This window comes from Pseudomonas sp. B14-6 (assembly GCF_013260315.1).
In the GTDB taxonomy this organism is placed as follows: domain Bacteria; phylum Pseudomonadota; class Gammaproteobacteria; order Pseudomonadales; family Pseudomonadaceae; genus Aquipseudomonas; species Aquipseudomonas mandelii.
In genome coordinates this window covers 4624693-4644588 of the sequence record NZ_CP053929.1, presented here as the reverse complement: position 1 = coordinate 4644588, position 19896 = coordinate 4624693, and the positions used below count along the sequence as shown (strand labels likewise).

General features: G+C 59.8%; 21 protein-coding genes. 10 read left to right on the top strand and 11 right to left on the bottom strand.

Going from position 1 to position 19896, the window contains the following annotated elements; all coding sequences use genetic code 11:
- Positions 1-26: 26 nt before the first annotated feature.
- Positions 27-578 (top strand): cytochrome c oxidase assembly protein, encoded by a 552-nt coding sequence (locus HP062_RS21305; RefSeq protein ID WP_010465661.1) that lies wholly within the window; start codon positions 27-29, stop codon positions 576-578.
- A gap of 25 nt (positions 579-603) precedes the next feature.
- Positions 604-1491, top strand: coding sequence for a cytochrome c oxidase subunit 3 (locus tag HP062_RS21300; RefSeq protein WP_010465659.1), 888 nt, complete (start codon positions 604-606; stop codon positions 1489-1491).
- Between the two features lie 4 nt (positions 1492-1495).
- On the opposite strand, the gene HP062_RS21295 is transcribed toward HP062_RS21300, so the two are convergent.
- Entirely contained in the window at positions 1496-1699 is a 204-nt protein-coding gene (locus tag HP062_RS21295) for a twin transmembrane helix small protein (RefSeq protein ID WP_010465658.1), read from the bottom strand.
- A 70-nt stretch (positions 1700-1769) separates the two neighbouring features.
- Here HP062_RS21295 and HP062_RS21290 point away from each other — a divergent pair, with 70 nt between their 5' ends.
- From HP062_RS21290 to HP062_RS21270, 5 genes are read left to right on the top strand one after another with little or no spacing between them, the layout of a single operon-like run.
- Positions 1770-2510 (top strand): SURF1 family protein, encoded by a 741-nt coding sequence (locus tag HP062_RS21290; RefSeq protein ID WP_010465655.1) that lies wholly within the window; start codon positions 1770-1772, stop codon positions 2508-2510.
- Positions 2476-3069: a hypothetical protein gene (locus HP062_RS21285; protein ID WP_042932974.1), complete on the top strand. Its 594-nt coding sequence runs from the start codon at positions 2476-2478 to the stop codon at positions 3067-3069. Before HP062_RS21290 ends, HP062_RS21285 begins: the two co-directional genes overlap by 35 nt.
- A 10-nt stretch (positions 3070-3079) precedes the next feature.
- On the top strand, positions 3080-4159 hold the full coding sequence (locus tag HP062_RS21280; RefSeq protein ID WP_077748827.1) for a heme A synthase: 1080 nt from the start codon (positions 3080-3082) through the stop codon (positions 4157-4159).
- Entirely contained in the window at positions 4147-5046 is a 900-nt protein-coding gene (gene cyoE, locus HP062_RS21275; RefSeq protein ID WP_010465648.1) for a heme o synthase, read from the top strand. Before HP062_RS21280 ends, cyoE begins: the two co-directional genes overlap by 13 nt.
- Positions 5043-5678: an SCO family protein gene (locus HP062_RS21270; protein ID WP_010465646.1), complete on the top strand. Its 636-nt coding sequence runs from the start codon at positions 5043-5045 to the stop codon at positions 5676-5678. Before cyoE ends, HP062_RS21270 begins: the two co-directional genes overlap by 4 nt.
- Before the next feature lie 151 nt (positions 5679-5829).
- On the opposite strand, the gene HP062_RS21265 is transcribed toward HP062_RS21270, so the two are convergent.
- The 3 genes from HP062_RS21265 to HP062_RS21255 form a co-directional block, all read right to left on the bottom strand.
- Positions 5830-6600 (bottom strand): MetQ/NlpA family ABC transporter substrate-binding protein, encoded by a 771-nt coding sequence (locus HP062_RS21265; protein WP_010465644.1) that lies wholly within the window; start codon positions 6598-6600, stop codon positions 5830-5832.
- A gap of 91 nt (positions 6601-6691) precedes the next feature.
- The gene (locus tag HP062_RS21260; protein WP_010465643.1) at positions 6692-7366 is read right to left on the bottom strand and encodes a methionine ABC transporter permease; all 675 of its coding nucleotides are present in this window, start codon (positions 7364-7366) and stop codon (positions 6692-6694) included.
- Complete coding sequence (locus tag HP062_RS21255; RefSeq protein ID WP_010465641.1) at positions 7366-8373, bottom strand: methionine ABC transporter ATP-binding protein; 1008 nt, start codon at positions 8371-8373, stop codon at positions 7366-7368. Before HP062_RS21255 ends, HP062_RS21260 begins: the two co-directional genes overlap by 1 nt.
- 260 nt (positions 8374-8633) lie before the next feature.
- Between HP062_RS21255 and katE the strand changes: the two genes are divergently transcribed.
- Positions 8634-10772 (top strand): catalase HPII, encoded by a 2139-nt coding sequence (katE, locus tag HP062_RS21250; protein ID WP_010465639.1) that lies wholly within the window; start codon positions 8634-8636, stop codon positions 10770-10772.
- A 122-nt stretch (positions 10773-10894) separates the two neighbouring features.
- Here katE and HP062_RS21245 read toward each other — a convergent pair whose 3' ends face one another.
- Genes HP062_RS21245 through zur form a run of 4 tightly spaced genes read right to left on the bottom strand, consistent with a single transcriptional unit; the run spans position 10895 to position 13697 of the window.
- Positions 10895-11611: a PA5502 family lipoprotein gene (locus HP062_RS21245; RefSeq protein WP_010465637.1), complete on the bottom strand. Its 717-nt coding sequence runs from the start codon at positions 11609-11611 to the stop codon at positions 10895-10897.
- A gap of 37 nt (positions 11612-11648) precedes the next feature.
- On the bottom strand, positions 11649-12437 hold the full coding sequence (gene znuB / locus HP062_RS21240; protein ID WP_010465635.1) for a zinc ABC transporter permease subunit ZnuB: 789 nt from the start codon (positions 12435-12437) through the stop codon (positions 11649-11651).
- Complete coding sequence (gene znuC / locus HP062_RS21235; protein ID WP_172791981.1) at positions 12430-13215, bottom strand: zinc ABC transporter ATP-binding protein ZnuC; 786 nt, start codon at positions 13213-13215, stop codon at positions 12430-12432. The genes znuB and znuC overlap by 8 nt, the downstream gene beginning before the upstream one ends.
- Positions 13215-13697, bottom strand: coding sequence for a zinc uptake transcriptional repressor Zur (zur, locus tag HP062_RS21230; RefSeq protein WP_010465632.1), 483 nt, complete (start codon positions 13695-13697; stop codon positions 13215-13217). The genes znuC and zur overlap by 1 nt, the downstream gene beginning before the upstream one ends.
- A 66-nt stretch (positions 13698-13763) precedes the next feature.
- On the opposite strand from zur, the gene HP062_RS21225 reads away from it, so the two are divergent.
- Entirely contained in the window at positions 13764-14684 is a 921-nt protein-coding gene (locus HP062_RS21225) for a zinc ABC transporter substrate-binding protein (RefSeq protein ID WP_169858121.1), read from the top strand.
- Positions 14685-14800: 116 nt separating this feature from the next.
- Here the strand turns inward: HP062_RS21225 and HP062_RS21220 are convergent, their stop codons facing one another.
- A complete protein-coding gene (locus tag HP062_RS21220; protein WP_172791980.1) occupies positions 14801-15751 on the bottom strand; it encodes a homoserine kinase in 951 nt (316 codons plus the stop codon).
- Between the two features lie 58 nt (positions 15752-15809).
- Entirely contained in the window at positions 15810-16100 is a 291-nt protein-coding gene (locus tag HP062_RS21215) for a DUF2782 domain-containing protein (RefSeq protein WP_076029142.1), read from the bottom strand.
- A gap of 94 nt (positions 16101-16194) precedes the next feature.
- Here HP062_RS21215 and polA point away from each other — a divergent pair, with 94 nt between their 5' ends.
- Positions 16195-18945 carry a DNA polymerase I gene (polA, locus tag HP062_RS21210; protein WP_172792601.1) on the top strand — a complete coding sequence of 917 codons (2751 nt, stop codon included), beginning with the start codon at positions 16195-16197 and terminating at the stop codon, positions 18943-18945.
- A 284-nt stretch (positions 18946-19229) separates the two neighbouring features.
- On the opposite strand, the gene yihA is transcribed toward polA, so the two are convergent.
- The gene (yihA, locus tag HP062_RS21205; RefSeq protein WP_010465622.1) at positions 19230-19874 is read right to left on the bottom strand and encodes a ribosome biogenesis GTP-binding protein YihA/YsxC; all 645 of its coding nucleotides are present in this window, start codon (positions 19872-19874) and stop codon (positions 19230-19232) included.
- Positions 19875-19896 lie beyond the last annotated feature (22 nt).

Below are 19896 nucleotides of genomic sequence, written 5' to 3'. Positions count from 1 at the left end.
AGGGTTCGGCGAAGAGGTTGGAAACCATGGCTGACTCGATTTCGATGAAGAAGCTGGTCACGCGTCTGCTGTTGGTGGTAGTGGCGATGTTTATCTTCGGGTTTGCCCTGGTGCCGATCTATGACGTGATGTGCAAGGCGTTCGGCATCAATGGCAAGACCGCCGGGCAGTACGAGGGCGAGCAGACGGTCGACACTTCGCGGCAGGTGCGCGTGCAGTTTCTGTCGACCAATTCCGCCGACATGTCCTGGGATTTCTATCCCAAAAGTGACGAACTGACGGCCAACCCAGGGGCGGTGAACGAGATGATTTTTATCGCGCACAACCCGACCGACAAACCGATGAGCGCCCAGGCAGTGCCGAGCATCGCACCCAGCAACGCGGCAGCGTACTTCCACAAGACCGAATGTTTCTGCTTTACCCAGCAAGTGCTGCAGCCCGGTCAACGGATCGAGATGCCGGTACGTTTCATCGTTGACCGCGACATGCCCAAGGAAGTGAAGCACCTGACGCTGTCCTACACGCTGTTCGATATCACCGCCCGACATCCACCGGTAGCTGTAAACACTGGCGGCTGAGCGTGCCCGATAAGGAGAACAATAAATGGCAACTCATGAACACTATTACGTACCGGCCCAGAGCAAATGGCCGATCATCGCCACCGTCGGCATGTTCGTCACCGTGTTCGGCCTGGCCACCTGGTTCAACGACCTGAAGGCTGCGCGGCCGGAATCCCACGGCCCGCTGATCTTTTTCGTCGGCGGCCTGCTCTTGGCTTACATGCTGTTCGGCTGGTTCGGCACGGTAATCAAGGAAAGTCGCAGCGGGTTGTACAGCGCCCAGATGGACCGCTCGTTCCGCTGGGGCATGAGCTGGTTCATCTTTTCGGAGGTGATGTTCTTCATCGCCTTCTTCGGTGCACTGTTTTATGTGCGGCATGTGTCCGGTCCGGCGCTCGGCGGTGAAGGCGCGAAAGGCCTGGCGCACATGCTGTGGCCGAACTTCGAGTTCGTTTGGCCGCTGTTGAACAACCCGGATCCGAAACTCTTCCCGGCACCCAAGGACGTTATCAGCCCCTGGGGCCTGCCGCTGCTCAATACCGTATTGCTCGTGAGCTCCAGCGTCACCGTGACCATCGCCCACCACGCTTTGAAAAAGGGCCATCGCGGTGCGCTGAAAATCTGGCTGGCGATCACTGTCTTGCTCGGCTGTGCGTTCCTCGGTTTTCAGGCCGAAGAATATATCCACGCCTATCGCGAACTGGGCCTGACCCTGGGTTCCGGCATCTACGGCGCGACGTTCTTCATGCTCACCGGGTTCCACGGCGCCCACGTGACCATCGGCACCATCATTCTGTTTGTGATGCTGATGCGGATCATGCGTGGGCACTTCGATAACGAGCACCAGTTCGCGTTTGAAGCGGCGAGTTGGTATTGGCACTTCGTGGACGTGGTGTGGATCGGGCTGTTCGTTTTCGTCTACGTGCTCTGAGGCTTTACCAAGGCGCACTAGAAACCAACTGGCCGCTGAAAAAACCCCAGGCAATCAAGCCGACGGTGATAGCGGCCAGGGCAACACGAACACTCAAGGCAATGACGAGGCGGTTCGAGCTGCTGTCGTCCTTGACCAGAAAAAACAGGCCGCTGAACAGGCTGACAACCGTGGCAATCAGCATCAGGACGATGGCTGCTTTGAGCATGGTGGGACTCCGGGGGAAAGGCGATGCACTTGAGTATAGCTATCGCAACCAGCGACTTTCTGGCGACGCCATGAAGCGCTTCCGGCCGGGCATCGTGCCGACCCTGGTGGTCGCACTTCTATTGCCCATGCTGGTGTCACTGGGGTTCTGGCAATTGAGCCGGGGCGCGGAGAAAAGCGCGCTGCTGCACAGCTACGCCGAGCGCCGCACGGCTGAACCGATGGCCAGCACCGAGCTGCTACACACCGAGGATCCAGCCTTTCGCCGGGTTCAAATTCACGGCCAGTTCGATGCCGCACACAGCCTGCTGCTGGATAACCGCCAGCGCGACGGCAAGGTCGGCGTCGAACTGCTGCAACCGTTTCAGGACCAGGCGACCGGGCTCTGGTTGCTGGTCAATCGCGGCTGGCTGCCGTGGCCGGATCGGCGTACCCCGCCGCAGTTCACGACACCGACTCAGGCCCTGAGCCTGGATGCCTGGGTCTACGTCTCCCCCGGCGCCACCTTCCAATTGCACGCCGACCCGAGCACCACCACCTGGCCACAACTGATCACTGCCGTCGAACCCGCCAAGCTGTGGACGGCGCTCGACCGTGACGGTTTTGCCTACGAATTACGCGCAGAAGCCGGCCCCGCGTCCTACCAGGCCGATTGGCCGGTAGTGGCCATGGGGCCGGAAAAACATATCGCTTATGCCGTGCAGTGGTTCGCCATGTCGATCGCCCTGTTCGGCCTTTATCTCTATCTCGGCTGGCACAACGCAAAGGAGAAACACCATGGGAGCGGCCATGAATCCACCCAGCATGTCTGAGGCGAAAACGCCGGCGAGTCGGCGCAAGGGCCGGTTGCAGTTATTGCTGATCCTGCTGGGGGTGATCGGTCCGATGATCCTCGCCACGGGCATGTACAAGTTGCAGTTCTGGGTGCCGGAAGGCCGCAGTTATCACGGCGAGCTGATCGGCAACGGCCAGACCCGCGCCGACCTTGGCGTGCAAGCGCAGGAGGACCGTTGGCAATTGCTGGTCACGGCGCCCAAGGAGTGTTCGGTGGACTGCCAGCAGCTGGTTTATCTGGCGCGGCAGATCCAGATCGGCCTCGGTCGCGATGCCGGGCGTGCCAGTCACGCCCTGGCCGCGGCCCAACCGTTGGCGGCCGATTACGACGCCAAGCTGACCCGCGAATACCCGCAACTGCAACGCTACCCAATGGACCTGACCACTTTCACCAAAACAGCGGGAGGCAAAACCGCACCGCAACTGTGGATCATCGACCCGCACGGCAATCTGGTGCTGCGCTACGACCCGACGGTGAAGGGTAAGGACCTGCTCAACGACCTGCGTCATTTGCTGAAACTGTCGAACATCGGATAAGGGCATCGTCATGGCCAAACCTGGATTTCGCCTCGCGCTGTTTGCCACCTTGCTGGCACTGATTGTGGTGTTGCTCGGCGCCTACACCCGCCTGACCCACGCCGGCCTCGGCTGCCCGGACTGGCCGGGTTGCTACGGCTTTATCAGCGTGCCGAAAAGCGAAGCCCAACTGGCCCATGCCGAATTGCATTTTCCCGATGCACCCGTCGAAGCCCACAAAGGCTGGAACGAGATGGTCCACCGCTATTTCGCCGGCACCCTCGGGTTGTTGATTTCAGTGCTGGCCGGTCGCGCCTGGGTGCATCGTCGTCATCCGGGGCAACCGGTGAAGCTGCCGCTGTTTCTGCTGGTGGTTGTCATCGCCCAAGCGGCGTTCGGCATGTGGACGGTGACGCTCAAGCTCTGGCCGCAGGTGGTGACCGGGCATTTGCTCGGCGGTTTTGCGACCTTGAGCCTGCTGTTTTTGCTGACCTTGCGCCTGTCCGGCGTACTGCCGGCGCTGACCGTGCCACGGCGTTTGCAGCACTGGGCGACGGCCGGGTTGCTGCTGGTAATCCTGCAAATCGCCCTCGGGGGCTGGGTCAGTTCCAACTATGCAGCCGTGGCTTGCATCGACTTCCCGACCTGCCATGGGCAATGGCTGCCACCGGCTGATTTCGCCAACGGTTTTCACCTGACCCAACACATCGGCCCCAATTACCTGGGCGGGCAACTGGACAGTGATGCCCGCACAGCGATCCATCTGACTCACCGCATCGGCGCGTTGCTGGTGACGCTCGTGCTGCTGGGGCTGGCCTGGCAACTGAAAGTGGTTGGCATGACGCGCTTGGCCGCAATGGTGCTGATCGCCCTTGCGGCCCAAATCACCCTCGGTATCAGCAACGTCTTGTTCCACCTGCCGCTGCCTGTTGCGGTCGCGCATAACGCGGGGGGCGCAGCGCTGTTGCTCACGATGGTGCTGGTCAATTATCACGCGCGAACCAGCCTGGTTCGGGTCAAACAGCAAAACCTTGCACGCTGGCGGTTCAGCCCGCGTAAACACTCAGCCGGGCCCATAACAATAAAAGGAGAGATGCCATGGCGACTCTGATCGGCGAACGTCACAGTCAGGCGATCTGGCGTGACTACCTGGAGCTGACCAAGCCTAAAGTGGTGGTGCTGATGCTCATCACCTCGCTGGTCGGCATGTTCCTCGCGACCCGCGCCGGGGTGCCGTGGACGGTGCTGGTGTTCGGCAACCTGGGGATCGCGTTGTGTGCCGGGGGTGCGGCGGCGGTGAATCATGTGGTGGACCGGCGTATCGATGCAGTGATGGCGCGTACCCACAAACGTCCCTTGGCTGAAGGGCGGGTTTCACCTGCGGCGGCGCTGACATTTGCCCTGGTATTGGCGGTGATTGGGCAAGCCGTGCTGCTGGCCTTCACCAATGCGCTGACGGCCTGGCTGACCCTCGCGTCCCTGCTCGGTTATGCGGTGATCTATACCGGTTTCCTGAAGCGCGCGACGCCGCAGAACATCGTTATCGGTGGCCTGGCCGGCGCTGCCCCGCCGTTGCTCGGCTGGACCGCTGCCACCGGTCATGTCAGCGCCGAACCCTTGTTGCTGGTGTTGATCATTTTCGCCTGGACCCCGCCTCACTTCTGGGCCCTGGCCATTCACCGCAAAGAGGAATATGCCAAGGCCAACATCCCGATGTTGCCGGTGACCCATGGCGAGCATTACACCAAGGTCCACATCCTGCTTTATACCTTCGCGCTGCTGGCGGTCAGCCTGATGCCCTACGTGATCCACATGAGCGGCATGCTTTACCTGATTTGCGCCCTGGGACTGGGCGCAAGGTTTCTGCAATGGGCCGTGGTGCTGTACCGTGGCACTCGGCCGCACGCGGCGATCAACACCTTCAAGTACTCTATCTACTACTTGTTCCTGCTGTTTATCGCGCTGCTCGTAGACCACTACTTACTGTTGAACCTATGACTCGAACTCAGAAAACCGTCTTTATCCTCGTCGCCCTGATCGCGCTGGTTCTGGGCCTGACCATCAACAAAGTGCTGTCCGGAAAAGGCCAGGGCGATCCGACGGCATTGATCGATGCCGGGATCATTTTGCTGCCGCAAAGCCGCAACCTGCCAAACGTGACGATGACCGATCAGGACGGCAAGCCGGTGATGGTCAACGAGCTGAAAGACAAATGGTCACTGCTGTTCTTCGGCTACACCTTCTGCCCGGACATCTGCCCGACCACCCTCGCCCAGCTGCGCCAGATCAAAAGTGAACTGCCGCCAGAGGCTGTGGCTAAGTTGCAGATCATCCTGGTCAGCGTCGACCCGAACCGCGACACGCCCAAGCAGCTCAAGCAGTACCTGGGCTACTTCGATCCGCAGTTCACAGGCCTGACGCCTTCGTCGATTGAAGACATTCAGAAACTGGCCAATGCGGTGAGCATTCCGTTCATTCCGGCAGACACCAGCAAGCCGAATTACACGGTTGATCACAGCGGCAACCTCGCGGTGATCGGGCCGGACGGGACACAGCGTGGGTTCATTCGTGCACCGCTGAATAACGCCAAGTTGGTGGCGCAGTTGCCGGTGATGCTCAACCGCAAATAAACACCACGCCCCCTGTAAGAGCCAGGCTTGCCGGCGAAAGCGCCCGTGAGATCGCCGTCGCCGGCAAGCCTGGCTCCTACAGGGGACGGTGTTTCAGGCATAAAAAAATGGGGCGCATTCGATGCGCCCCATTTTTTGTTAACGACTCAGATCAGAACGCCGGCAATACCGCGCCTTTGTACTTCTCGAGGATAAAGGCCTTCACTTCCGGGCTGTGCAGGGCAGCAATCAGTTTCTTCATGTCTTCGCTGTCCTTGTCGTCCGGGCGGGCTACGAGGATGTTCACGTAAGGCGAGTCGTTGCCTTCGATGACCAGTGCATCCTTGGACGGATCGAGCTTGGCTTCCAGCGCGTAGTTGGTGTTGATCAGCGCCAGGTCGACCTGGGTCAGCACGCGCGGGATGGTCGCGGCTTCCAGCTCACGGAATTTCAGGTCCTTGGTGTTCTCGGTGATGTCCTTGACCGTCGACAGGATGTTGTTCGAATCCTTCAACTTGATCAGGCCGGCCTTGGCCAGCAGCAACAGCGCGCGACCGCCGTTGGTGGCGTCGTTCGGGATCACCACGTTGGCGCCGCCTGGCAGTTCGGTCAGGGCCTTGTACTTGCTGGAGTAAGCGCCCAGCGGTTCCAGGTGTACGCCAGCAACGGCGACCAGGTCGGTGCCCTTGGCCTTGTTGAACTCATCGAGGTACGGCTGGTGCTGGAAGAAGTTGGCGTCCAGGCGTTTTTCGGCAACCTGCACGTTTGGCTGGATGTAGTCAGTGAACACTTTGACCTTCAGGTCCACGCCGTCTTTGGCCAGGGCCGGTTTGACGAATTCGAGGATTTCCGCGTGCGGCACCGGGGTGGCTGCAACGGTCAGAGTGTCAGCGTGAGCGGAAAACGCTGCAACGGCTGCGAACGCGACGAGTAGTTTTTTCATTCAGCTAACTCCTTGTGGGTACCCGCTTGCGGCGCCTGGATTTGGCGCCTGCCAGCGAATGGCCGGCTCATGTCTTGTTTACGAGAACTGTTTATTTTCTGGAGAAATGGACGACCAGTTTGTCACCAACCATTTGCAGAACCTGCACCAGCACCAGCAACAGCACCACGGTGACGATCATCACATCGGTCTGGAAACGCTGATAACCAAAACGGATCGCCAGGTCGCCCAACCCACCGGCACCGACCACACCGGCCATCGCCGTGTAGGACACCAGTGTAATAGCCGTCACCGTAATCGCCGCGTAAATGCCCGGGCGGGCTTCTGGCAGTAGGGCGTTGATGATGATCTGCCGGGTCGTCGCACCCATGGCCTGGGTGGCTTCGATGATGCCGCGATCCACTTCACGCAGGGCGGTTTCCACCAGTCGCCCGAAGAACGGCGTGGCACCCACTACCAGCGGCGGGATCGCACCGGCGACGCCGAGCGAGGTGCCGGTGATCAGCACGGTGAACGGGATCATCACGATCAGCAAAATGATGAACGGCAGCGAACGCAGGATGTTCACCACCAGCGACAGCACGGCGTATAGCGTTCTGGATTCCAGCAACTGACGCGGACTGCACAGGAACAACAACACGCCCAGCGGGAGGCCGAGCAACACGGTGAACAACAACGAACCGAAGAGCATCAGCAGGGTATCGCCGGTAGCCAGCCAGATTTCGAACCAGTCGATGTTGACGAAGAAACTTGTCAGGACTTCCATCAGCGCAGGACCTCCATGTGGACGTCAGCTGCGGTGAAGTGGGCGAACGCCGCCTCCATGTCGCCACCGGTAACAGCCAGGGTCAATTGCCCGTAAGGGACGTCTTTGATGCGGTCGATACGACCGGCCAGGATGCTGTAGTCCACGCCCGTTTCCCGAGCGACGGTCCCCAACAGTGGTGCGTAGGTCGCTTCGCCCTGGAAGGTCAGACGCACGATGCGGCCCGGCACATGGGAGAAGTCGTCACGCTGTTCGCTTTCATCGATCTGCTCGTCTTCTTGCACGAAACGTTTGGTGGTCGGGTGTTTCGGATGCAGGAACACCTGGGCCACCGAACCTTGCTCGACGATCACACCCGCGTCCATTACGGCGACCTGGTCGCAGACCCGGCGGATCACGTCCATCTCGTGGGTAATCAGGACGATGGTCAGTTTCAGCTCGCGATTGATCTCAGCCAGCAATTGCAGGACCGACGCCGTGGTCTGCGGGTCCAGGGCGCTGGTGGCTTCGTCGCACAGCAGGATTTTTGGCTTGGTCGCCAGGGCGCGGGCAATGCCGACGCGCTGCTTCTGGCCGCCGGACAGCTGCGCCGGGTACTTTTTGGCGTGGTCAGACAAACCGACCCGCGCCAGCAACTCGGCGACACGCTGGTCAATCTCGCTGCGCGACAGTTCACCGGCCAGGGTCAGCGGCAGCGCGACGTTGTCGGCCACGGTCTTGGACGCCAGCAGGTTGAAGTGCTGGAAAATCATCCCGACCTGCTGGCGGAAGCGGCGCAGGCTGTTGGCGTCGAGCGCGGTGACTTCTTCACCGTCGACGAAGATCTTGCCGCCGCTGGATTCTTCCAGGCGATTGATCAGACGCAGCAGGGTACTTTTTCCCGCGCCGGAGTGACCGATCAGGCCGAAGACCTGACCGTTCTCAATCGTCAGACTGGTCGGGTGCAGGGCGGGAATATCCTTACCGGCGACGCGGTAGGTTTTGTGGACGTTTTGAAACTCGATCACGTAGCGAACCTTGTGGGGCGCGTTGGAAAAGGGTCAGCGGTTAGCCGGGCGCGCATTTTAGCCTGTCCGTATAGAGGTTATTAGCATTTATTCCGCATTCAACCTTCCATTTGGCAATAACGCGATCGAAGGTTAGAAAAAAGGAACGGCTAAAAAGCGCGCCAGTCACTAATAAGGCAACTCGAAAACGCCCCCGGTGCCGTGCCTGGGGAATGCATATAAGTCCTGGCTACGGGATCGCAACGAGGAGTTTACGACTGATGAGTACTAAAAAGCCTGCCGCACCTAAAAGCGCACTGGCCGGGACCGATACCCTGGACCGCGGCAACACCAATGCCAAGCTCGAGAGCCTGGAAAAGTTTCGCTCCGACGCCACCGAACAAGCCCTGCGCACCAATCAGGGCGTGAAGGTTTCGGACAACCAGAACACGTTGAAGGTCGGCGCGCGCGGGCCGTCGTTGCTGGAAGACTTCATCATGCGTGAAAAAATCACGCATTTTGACCATGAGCGCATTCCAGAGCGCATCGTCCATGCTCGGGGCACTGGCGCTCATGGTTTTTTCCAGACCTATGAAAACCATTCCGTACTGACCAAAGCCGGTTTCCTACAAGATCCCGGCAAGAAAACCCCGGTCTTCGTGCGCTTTTCCACGGTGCAGGGTCCGCGTGGGTCAGGCGATACCGTGCGGGACGTGCGAGGTTTCGCCGTGAAATTCTTCACCGACGAGGGCAACTTCGACCTGGTGGGCAATAACATGCCGGTGTTTTTCATTCAGGATGCGATCAAGTTCCCTGACTTCGTGCACGCGGTGAAACCGGAGCCACACAACGAGATCCCTACCGGCGGCTCGGCTCACGACACCTTCTGGGATTTCGTCTCGCTGGTGCCAGAGTCGGCGCACATGGTGATCTGGGCCATGTCCGACCGGGCGATCCCGAAAAGCCTGCGCAGCATGCAGGGCTTTGGCGTACACACGTTCCGCTTGATCAATGCCGAAGGAAAATCACGCTTCGTCAAATTCCACTGGCGCCCTACCGCCGGTACTTGCTCACTGGTGTGGGATGAAGCGCAGAAGCTCGCCGGTAAAGACACCGATTACCACCGCCGCGATCTGTGGGAGTCGATCGAGATGGGCGACTACCCGGAGTGGGAGTTGGGCGTGCAGGTCATCGAAGAAGAAAACGAACATAACTTCGACTTCGACATCCTCGACCCGACCAAACTGATCCCGGAAGAACTGGTGCCCATTACCCCGCTGGGCAAGATGGTGCTCAACCGCAACCCGGATAATTTCTTCGCCGAAACCGAGCAGGTTGCGTTCTGCCCGGGCCATATCGTGCCGGGCATCGACTTCTCCAATGATCCGCTGCTGCAAGGGCGGCTGTTTTCCTACACCGATACGCAGATCAGCCGACTCGGTGGGCCGAATTTTCACGAGATCCCGATCAACCGTCCCGTAGCACCCTTCCATAACGGCCAGCGGGATGCGCTGCATCGCACCACCATCGACAAGGGGCGCGCCTCCTACGAGCCGAATTCCATCGATGGCGGTTGGCCGAAAGAAACGCCGCCTGCCGCGCAGGACGGTGGATTCGAGACCTATCCAGAGCGCATCGACGCCAACAAGATTCGCCAGCGCAGCGAGTCGTTCGGCGATCACTTCTCCCAAGCGCGCCTGTTTTTCCACAGCATGAGCAAGCACGAGCAGGAACACATCATCTCGGCTTACAGCTTTGAGCTGGGCAAGGTTGAGCGTGAATTCATCCGTGCACGTCAGGTGAACGAGATCCTGGCCAATATCGATCTGGAACTGGCCAAACGCGTGGCGCAGAACCTTGGTTTGCCGGCGCCGAAGGCTGGCACCGTCGAAGTGCGTAAAACTTCACTCGATCGCTCACCGGCCTTGAGCCAGGCCAACCTGCTGCCGGGGGATATCAAAACGCGGAAAGTGGCGATTCTGGCGGCCAACGGTGTCGATGGTGCTGCGATTGATGCGATGAAGAAGGCGCTGAAGGCAGAAGGTGCGCACGCCAAGCTGCTCGGCCCGACTTCCGCGCCAGTGACCACCGCCGATGGCAAGACACTGCCGGTGGACGCTTCAATGGAAGGCTTGCCTTCGGTGGCATTCGATGCGGTGTTCGTACCCGGTGGCGCGGCGTCGATCAAGGCGTTGAGTGGCGATGGCGTAGCGCTGCATTACCTGTTGGAAGCTTACAAACACTTGAAAGCGATTGCGCTGCATGGCGAGGCGAAGCAGTTGCTGGACGTGTTGAAGCTTGAGGTGGATGCGGGGCTGGTCGTAGGTGCGGATGCCAAGTTGATCAAACCGTTCTTTGCCGCCATCGGGCAGCATCGGGTTTGGGATCGGGAGCCGAAGGCCAAGGCGATTCCGGCTTAAGGTTTTGTATCGTTAGGGAGGGCGCCTTCGCAAGCAGGCTCGCTCCCACAGGGTTTGGGTTTGATCATAGAAAGTGTAATCAACCCCGATTCACTGTGAGAGCGAGTCTGCTCGCGACGCTTTCAGGGTTTACGCGGACTCAAGACGATCTGCGCCGGAACGTTGCGCAGAATCTGCTTCTGCAGATTCAGATCGAACTCCGAATCCAGCTTCTTCACCCGTTTAGTCAGCAACGTCGCCAACCATGGGTAATCCTGGGTACGCGGCGCCTGAATGCTGACATCGCACTGGTAATTCACCACATCGGCGGCAATCGCATCCAATTGACGGCGAAGTTTGCTCATATCAGTGAGGTTCAAGGCAATTGTGGTGCTCTCAGCCGTAGGGTCAATGACTCTGGCCTGTGGCTTGGCCTCGGCTGCCATGAGCGCCGCTTCAGCCCTGTCCAGTTCAGCTTTACGGGCATTGACGATGGCGTTGTTGACCCCACCCGTCAGCGCCGGAGCCTTTGGCATTAATGCCCGGGCCCGGGCCAGCGCCGTAGCGGCCGCATTTACATCGCCCTTTTGCAGCACGATTTGGCTGCGACGCAGATAGGCTTCGGCCAATTGCCGCTGATAGTGCACAAGGGACGGATCGTCTGGCGACTGGGCCTGCAAGGTCGCCAACTGGTCTTCGGCGGTGGCCAGCTCGCTGCTGGCCAGGTTTTGTTCCAGCTGCGCGATGGCCGTGGCCCGGGCATCGGTCGCCGCAGTGGTGGCCGATGGCGTGCTCTGGCAAGCGCCCAGTAGCAGCGAAAATGCGACAAGGAGCAGATAACGGGAGGCTGACAGCTTCATTCCTGCGACTCTCTATTTGCGCAAAAAACGAGCAAGTCTACACCCCTCGACGGGGCAGGACAAAACTCAGCAGAAACAGTGCGGCGGCCGTCACAACAATCGACGGGCCCGCCGGGGTGTCTTTGAACCACGACAACGCCAGCCCGCCACAGACTGCGAGCATGCCCAGCAGGCTCGCGCCCAGCGCCATCTGTTCCGGCGAGCGAGCGTGACGTTGTGCCGCAGCCGCCGGGATGATCAACAGCGAAGTAATCAGCAACACACCGACGATTTTCATCGCCACAGCGATCACCACCGCGATCAGCAACATCAAGGCCAGGCGCAGCGCCGGCACGGGCAAACCTTCCACCCGGGCCAGTTCTTCATGCACCGTGATCGCCAACAATGGCCGCCACAACGTCACCAGCAACGCGAGAACGCCGGCGCTGCCACCGAGTATCCAGGCCAAGTCGGTCGGGCTGATCGCCAGCAAGTCACCGAACAGATACGCCATCAGGTCGATCCGCACTTCGTGCATGAAGCTTAGTACGACCAGGCCCAGAGAGAGCGTGCTTGGTGCGAGAATTCCCAAAAGCGTGTCGGACGCCAGCGGCTGACGCTGTTGCAACGTCACCAGCAGCACCGCCAACAGCAAGCAACCGACGGTGACGGCAACGGTAGGGCTGACATCCAGCAGAAAGCCCAATGCCACGCCGAGCAAGGCCGCGTGGGACAAGGTGTCGCCGAAATAGGCCATGCGCCGCCAGACCACGAACGAACCCAGCGGTCCTGCGACCAGCGCCAAAGCCAGACCTGCAAGCAGGGCGTAGAGCAGAAAATCAGCCATGCTTGCAGCTATCTCCATGGACATGGGGTTGGGCCGTCGGGGCCGCGTTGACCACCGAACCATGCAGGTCATGGGCGTGGTCGTGGTGGTGGTGATAAATCGCCAGGCTTTGTGCGTTCTTGCCGAACAGCTCGACGAAAGCCGGATCGCCGCTGACTTGTTCCGGGTGCCCGGAGCAGCAGACATGACGATTCAGACAGACCACCTGGTCGGTGGTGCTCATGACCAGGTGCAAATCGTGGGAGACCATCAATACCCCGCAGCCGTGACGGTCGCGCAGCCGCGTGATCAGGCTGTAGAGCTCGGCTTGGCCGGCCACATCGACGCCTTGCACCGGTTCGTCGAGCACCAGCAGTTCCGGCTCACGCAGCAGGGCTCGAGCCAGCAGCACACGCTGCATTTCGCCACCGGAAACACTTTGCACCGGGCTGTCGATCACCTGCTCGGCGCCGACTTCCTTGAGTGCCGCCAAGGCCCTGGCACGGTCCACGCCAGGCACCAGACGCAAAAAGCGCAGTACCGACAACGGCAGCGTCGGATCGACGTGAAGTTTTTGCGGCATGTAACCGACCCGCAGTTTCGACTTGCGCCAGACGCTGCCGCTGTCCGGCTTCAACAGACCGAGTACCGCGCGCACCAGCGTGGTCTTGCCCGCGCCATTCGGGCCGATCAGGGTGACGATCTGCCCCGGCTCGACGCTCAGCTCGATGTTATCCAGCACGTTTTGCCCGGCAAAGGTGACGACAACCTGCTCGAGGCGAATCAGCGCATTGCTCATCAAGCCCCCTGGCAACCCGAGCAGAGACCGACCACTTCAACGGTCTGGCCTTCGACGACGAAACCGACATCCTTGGCGCTGCTGATGATCGCGTCGCTGATGGATTTCTGTTCGAGCTCAATGGCGGCGTGACATTCGCGGCAGATCAGGAATTGACCCTGGTGGGCATGCTCCGGGTGATTGCAGCCGACGAAGGCGTTGAGCGAGGAGATGCGGTGGACAAGGCCGTTTTCCAACAGGAAATCCAGCGCACGGTACACGGTAGGCGGCGCAGCGCGGCGGCCATCCTGCTCACTGAGTACCGCGAGAATGTCGTAGGCACCCAACGGCTTGTGACTTTGCCACACCAGCTCCAGCACCCGCCGACGCAAGGCGGTCAGGCGCAGGCCTTGACGTGCGCACAAGGCATCGGCCTCAGTCAGTGCGCTATGTACGCAATGAGAGTGGTCGTGGGGACGGCTGGCAATCGGTGTTTTAGGCATGAGCGGCGACGAGTTTTGTGAGAGACGTTATTATGTTACCCGTTCTCGCCTCTTCGAGTGGTCATCGTGTCCCGACTTTTTTCTATCTTTGTCACATTTGCCGCAAGTTTTCTGTTCATTGGCTCAGCTCAAGCCGACGTCAAAGTCCTCACCAGCATCAAGCCGCTACAGCTGATTGCCGCTGCGGTGCAGGACGGCGTGGCAATCCCGGAAGTGCTGCTACCACCGGGCGCTTCACCGCATAACTATGCCTTGCGTCCTTCCGACGTACGGAAGGTGCAATCGGTGGATCTGGTTTACTGGATCGGTCCGGACATGGAAGGGTTCCTGCCTCGCGTGCTGAACGGTCGAACGCTGCCGAGCATCGCTGTGCAGGATCTGCCGGGACTGAAACTTCGCCACTTCGGCGAAGACAACCATTCGCACGCGGAAGAAGCCGACGAGCATGACCACGATCATCGCCCCGGCAGCCTGGACGCGCATTTGTGGTTGTCTCCGGTAAACGCTCGCGTGATCGCCACAAAAATGGCTGCTGACTTGAGTGCAACCGATCCGGCCAACGCCACGCGTTATCAGAGCAACCTCAAGGCGTTCGATGAGCGTCTGGATGCAATGGATCTTCGCTTGAAAGCGCGTCTGGCCGGCATCGCAGGCAAACCGTACTTCGTATTCCACGAGGCCTTCGACTACTTTGAAGACGCCTACGGCCTCAAGCACGCAGGCGTATTCAGCGTCGCCGCCGAAGTCCAGCCGGGCGCCCAGCACGTCGCAGCGATGCGCACGCGGTTGCAGGAAGTCGGCAAGACCTGTGTGTTCAGTGAACCGCCGTTGCGTCCGCGCCTGGCGGAAACCCTGGTGGCAGGCCTGCCGGTGAAATTGGCGGAGCTGGATGCGTTGGGCGGGTACACGCCGGCGACTGCGCAGGGGTATGAGCAGGTGCTGGAGAAGTTGGGGAATGATTTGGCGGGGTGTCTGGAGTCGTTGTAACGGCGGGATCTGCGACGCCCCATCCGCGGGCAAGCCTCGCTCATACGGAATTTGTGCCGTTCACAGATAATGTGCACGACACAAACCTGTAGGAGCGAGGCTTGCCCGCGAAGCTGTTAAAGGGCGAACGGTAGCGGCGTACTGACCTTCTGGCGCTGCGCCAACCGCTGCTGAAACTCCATCGGATCGTGAATCAACACGTCCTGACCGGCAAACGACTCCGCGGCAATCAACCGTGACAACCAGAACCGCACACACGCCACGCGCAACATGGTCGGCCACAGTTCAGCCTCTGCGGCAGTGAACGGACGCAACGCAGCATAGGCCCCGAGCAACGCCCGCGCCCGCGGCCCGTCGATCAGCCCGTAGTCATCCGAACACCAGTCATTCAAGGCAATTGCAACGTCGTAGAGCATCGGCCCCGAGCACGCGTTGTAGAAGTCGATCAACCCGGTCAGGTGCGTGCCTTCGAACATCGCGTTGTCGCGGAACAGATCCGCGTGGATGTTGGCCCGTGGCAACGCCAGGATTTTCGTCTTCTGCTGAGTGATTTCGTCCAGCGCCCGCTGCAACAAATCACTCTGCTCGGCATTCAGGTGGGAGAGCAACTGCGTGCCCTCCTCCAGCATCCAGTCCAGGCCACGATCGGTTTTGCGCTTGATCATGTTGACCTGGGTCGCCAGATGCAGATGGCCCAGCAACTCGCCGACTTGGGCGCAATGCTGCGCGTTGGCTTCCTTGATGTGCTTGCCGGCCAGGCGTGGTTGCAACAGCGCAGGCTTGCCGGCCAGTTCGCGCAAGGCCACGCCGTCGGTGGTGCGCAGTGCGTAAGGCACCGGCAAGTCGGCCTCGTGCAGCACATCGAGCAGTTCGATGAAGAACGGCATCTCCTGAACCGGACCACGCTCGACCAGGGTCAGGACAAACTCGCCCTGCTCCAGGCTGATGAAGAAATTGGTGTTTTCACTACCGGCGGCAATTCCCTGGAAATCAAGCAGGCGGCCGAGCCCGTATGGGGCGAGAAAGGTTTCCAGCTCGGGCCGAGCCAGCGGGGTGAACACAGACATGTTTAAACTGCCAGTACGGGCGCCGCTGCATGAGCCAGCGCCGATTGAAATTAAGAAACTACTTCCATTCAAAAATCTTCCACGACGGAATCAGCATATCCGGCTGATCCGAGCGGATGAAGTTTGCATCTGTCCCATCCGCACGCACCAGGAAATACGGCGGTGCGCCCTTCGGCGTGACCTTGATCGCGTACAGGAAACCGTTTTGGCGGTACTCCTGAATCGTTTTGTCCCCTTCCGTGCGGATCGTGACTTCCGGCTCCGGTGTGGGCGCATCATCCGCCGCCATGACGGCCAGGGGAACGGTTGCAAACAAGCCAGCCAGCAACAGGCGATTTAGTGTGCGCATGATAACCTTGTCCCTTTGTCGTCAACGGTCCCGCTATTCTAGCGCCGGACCCGCCGAAAAGGTTGATCCTGCTCATGAGCCAAGCCCCCTCGTCCTGGTGGACGGTTCTTCTTACCTATATCGCGCCTTTCACGCCCTGCCGCCGCTGACCACTTCCAAGGGTTTGCCGACCGGAGCGGTCAAAGGCGTGTTGAACATGCTCAAGAGTCTGCGCAAGCAGTACCCGGACAGTCCGTTCGCCGTGGTGTTCGACGCCAAGGGCGGGACATTCCGTGACGAAATGTTCGCCGAGTACAAAGCTAACCGTCCGAGCATGCCCGACGACATGCGCGTACAGATTGAGCCACTGCATCAGAGCGTGATCGCGCTGGGCTTCCCGTTATTGTGCGTCGAAGGCGTCGAGGCCGATGACGTGATCGGCACTTTGGCCCGCAGCAGCGCAGCAGCTGACCGACCAGTGGTGATCTCCACCGGCGACAAGGACATGGCGCAACTGGTCGACGGCCACATTACCTTGGTCAACACCATGACCGGTAGCGCGCTGGACGTGGAGGGCGTGAAGGAGAAATTCGGCGTCGCTCCCGAGCAGATCATCGATTATCTGGCACTGATGGGCGATTCTTCCGACAACATTCCGGGCGTTCCAGGCATTGGTCCTAAAACCGCTTCCGGCCTGTTGGTGGGCGTGAACGGCGGTCTGACCGAGCTGTACGCACAGCTCGACATCGTTCCGACCCTGCCGATTCGCGGCGCCAAGACCCTGCCGGCCAAGCTCGAAGAGCATAAGGAGATGGCATTCCTCTCCTATCAATTGGCAACCATCAAGATCGACGTGCCGCTGGACATCGGGCTCGACGACCTGCAAATGGGCGGGCCGGATCACGACAAGCTCGCTGAGCTCTACACCCTGCTGGAATTCAAGAGCTGGTTTGAAGAAAACCAGCGTGATGCCAAGCGTTCCGGCCAGGAAGTTACCGTGCCGGTGGCTGAAGAAGCCGCTGTCGAGACCGAGCTCAAATACACCACGATCCTGACCCAGGCCGATTTCGACCTGTGGCTGAAGAAGCTCAACGACGCCAAATTGATCGCCTTTGATACCGAAACCACCGGCATCGATGCGCAGCAGGCGCAGCTTGTCGGCCTGTCGTTTGCTGTACAGGCCAACGAAGCAGCCTACATCCCGCTGACCCATTCCTACATGGGTGTGCCGGATCAGCTTGATCGCGACACCGTGCTGCGCGCACTGAAACCTATTCTGGAAGATCCGAACAAACTCAAGGTCGGCCAGCACGCCAAGTTCGACATGAACATCCTCGCCAACTGCGCCATCGGTGGCGACCAGAATTGCGGTATCACCGTGCAAGGCATCGCGTTCGACACCATGCTCGAATCTTACGTGCTGGATTCCACCGCGACCCGCCACGACATGGACAGCCTGGCGCTCAAGTACCTGAACCACACCACTACGAGTTTTCAGGACATCGCCGGCAAGGGTGCCAAGCAACTGACGTTTGACCAGATCTCGCTGGAACTGGCCGGGCCTTACGCCGCCGAAGACGCCGACGTGACGCTGCGCCTGCACCAGACCTTGCAGGAAAAGCTCAATGCCATTCCGAGCCTGAGCAAAGTTCTGAGCGAAATCGAAATGCCGTTGGTGCCGGTACTGGCGCGAATCGAACGCCAGGGCGCGTTGGTTGATGCCAACCTGCTGGGCATCCAAAGCGTCGAGCTCGGCGACAAAATGGTCGCGCTGGAGCGTGAGGCATTCGCCATCGCCGGTGAAGAATTCAACTTGGGCTCGCCGAAGCAATTGGGCGTGATCCTGTACGAAAAGCTCGGGTTGCCGATCCTCAGCAAAACCGCCAAGGGCCAGGCGTCCACCGCCGAAGCCGTCCTGGCGGAACTGGCCGAGCAGGATTACCCGTTACCCAAAGTGCTGATGCAGTACCGCTCGATGAGCAAGCTGAAAAGCACTTACACCGATCGCCTGCCGGAACAGATCAACCCGCGCACCGGGCGGATTCACACGTCCTATCATCAAGCTGTCGCGGCGACCGGGCGCTTGTCGTCCAGCGATCCGAACTTGCAGAACATTCCAATCCGCACGGCCGAAGGGCGGCGGATTCGTCAGGCGTTCGTCGCGCCAAAGGGCTACAAGCTGCTGGCGGCGGACTATTCGCAAATCGAGCTGCGGATCATGGCGCACCTGGCCAAGGACGAAGGTTTGCTGCACGCCTTCCGCAATGACCTGGACGTGCACAAGGCCACCGCCGCCGAAGTGTTCGGCGTGGAACTGGCCGACGTCACCACCGATCAACGTCGCAGCGCCAAGGCGATCAACTTCGGTTTGATCTACGGCATGAGCGCGTTTGGCCTGGCCAAGCAGATCGGCGTTGATCGCAAGCAATCCCAGGCATACATCGACCGTTATTTCGCCCGCTATCCGGGTGTTCTGGCGTACATGGAACGCACCCGCACCCAGGCGGCCGAGCAAGGTTTTGTCGAAACGATCTTCGGCCGACGCCTGTACCTGCCGGAAATCAACGCGAAAAACCCGGCCCTGCGCAAAGGCGCCGAACGCACGGCGATCAACGCCCCGATGCAGGGCACGGCGGCGGACATCATCAAAAAAGCCATGGTGGCGGTGGATAACTGGCTGACCTCCTCGGGCCTCGACGCCAAAGTCATCCTGCAGGTGCACGATGAATTGGTGCTTGAGGTGCGTGAAGATCTGGTCGACCAGGTCCGCGATGAAATTCGCGTGCACATGAGCGACGCCGTGAAGCTGGATGTACCGCTTCTGGTCGAGGTTGGCGTAGGCAATAACTGGGATGAGGCTCACTGAGCCGTCTGAAAGAGCGTTTTCTGCTGCGGCATAGTGCCGCGGCAGATGGGTCAAGAGCCCTTATTTCGGAAAGAAATCACACTTATTACAAATGGTTTCTGAAGCTCCGGAACTAAACCTGTGAACTGCCACTCAGAGTTACTGAATGGCTGGTGAAGCCCTTCGATGCTCCTATGTTGTGTTAAGTGTTGGCAGATATCTGGACCCCGCCCTAGCGGTCCGGAACTTGAACCCCGGAACTTCCCCCTCCCCATAAGAAGTCCGGGGTTTTTTTTGCCTGCGATTTATTGCTCCGCAACCTCGGAGCCTTTGTCCGCCAGCTCCATCCAGCCTGCCAATACAGTGTAGGCGTCTTCCAGACCCATGCGCTTTGGCGCCGAGAACAGCTGGATGCTAATCGCATCGCCCCATCCTTTGCGGATGTCTGCCTGAACCTTGAGCAGCACGTTTTTCGCCGCGCCATAGGTCAGCTTGTCAGCTTTAGTCAGCAAAATGTGCATCGGCATGCCACTGGCGACGGCCCAGTCAAGCATCAACAGGTCGAAATCGGTCATTGGATGACGGATGTCCATCATCAGAATCAGGCCTTTCAGACTCTCGCGACCACCCAGATAAGCTTCCAGGTGACGCTGCCAGTGCAGCTTCAACGGGATAGGCACTTTCGCGTAACCGTAACCCGGAAGGTCGACCAGACGACGATCATCGTCTAGCTTGAAGAAGTTCAAGAGCTGCGTGCGACCCGGAGTTTTCGAGGTTCGCGCCAGGCTGGCGTGCGTCAGGGTGTTCAGCGCGCTGGATTTGCCGGCGTTGGAACGCCCGGCGAAGGCCACTTCAAAGCCTTCGTCGTCGGGACATTGATCGACTTTGGCAGCGCTGAGCATGAAGGTGGACTGTTGGCACAGGCCGAGGATGGGGTTCTTGAGTTGCATGGGATTTCCGATGTGGGCGGCG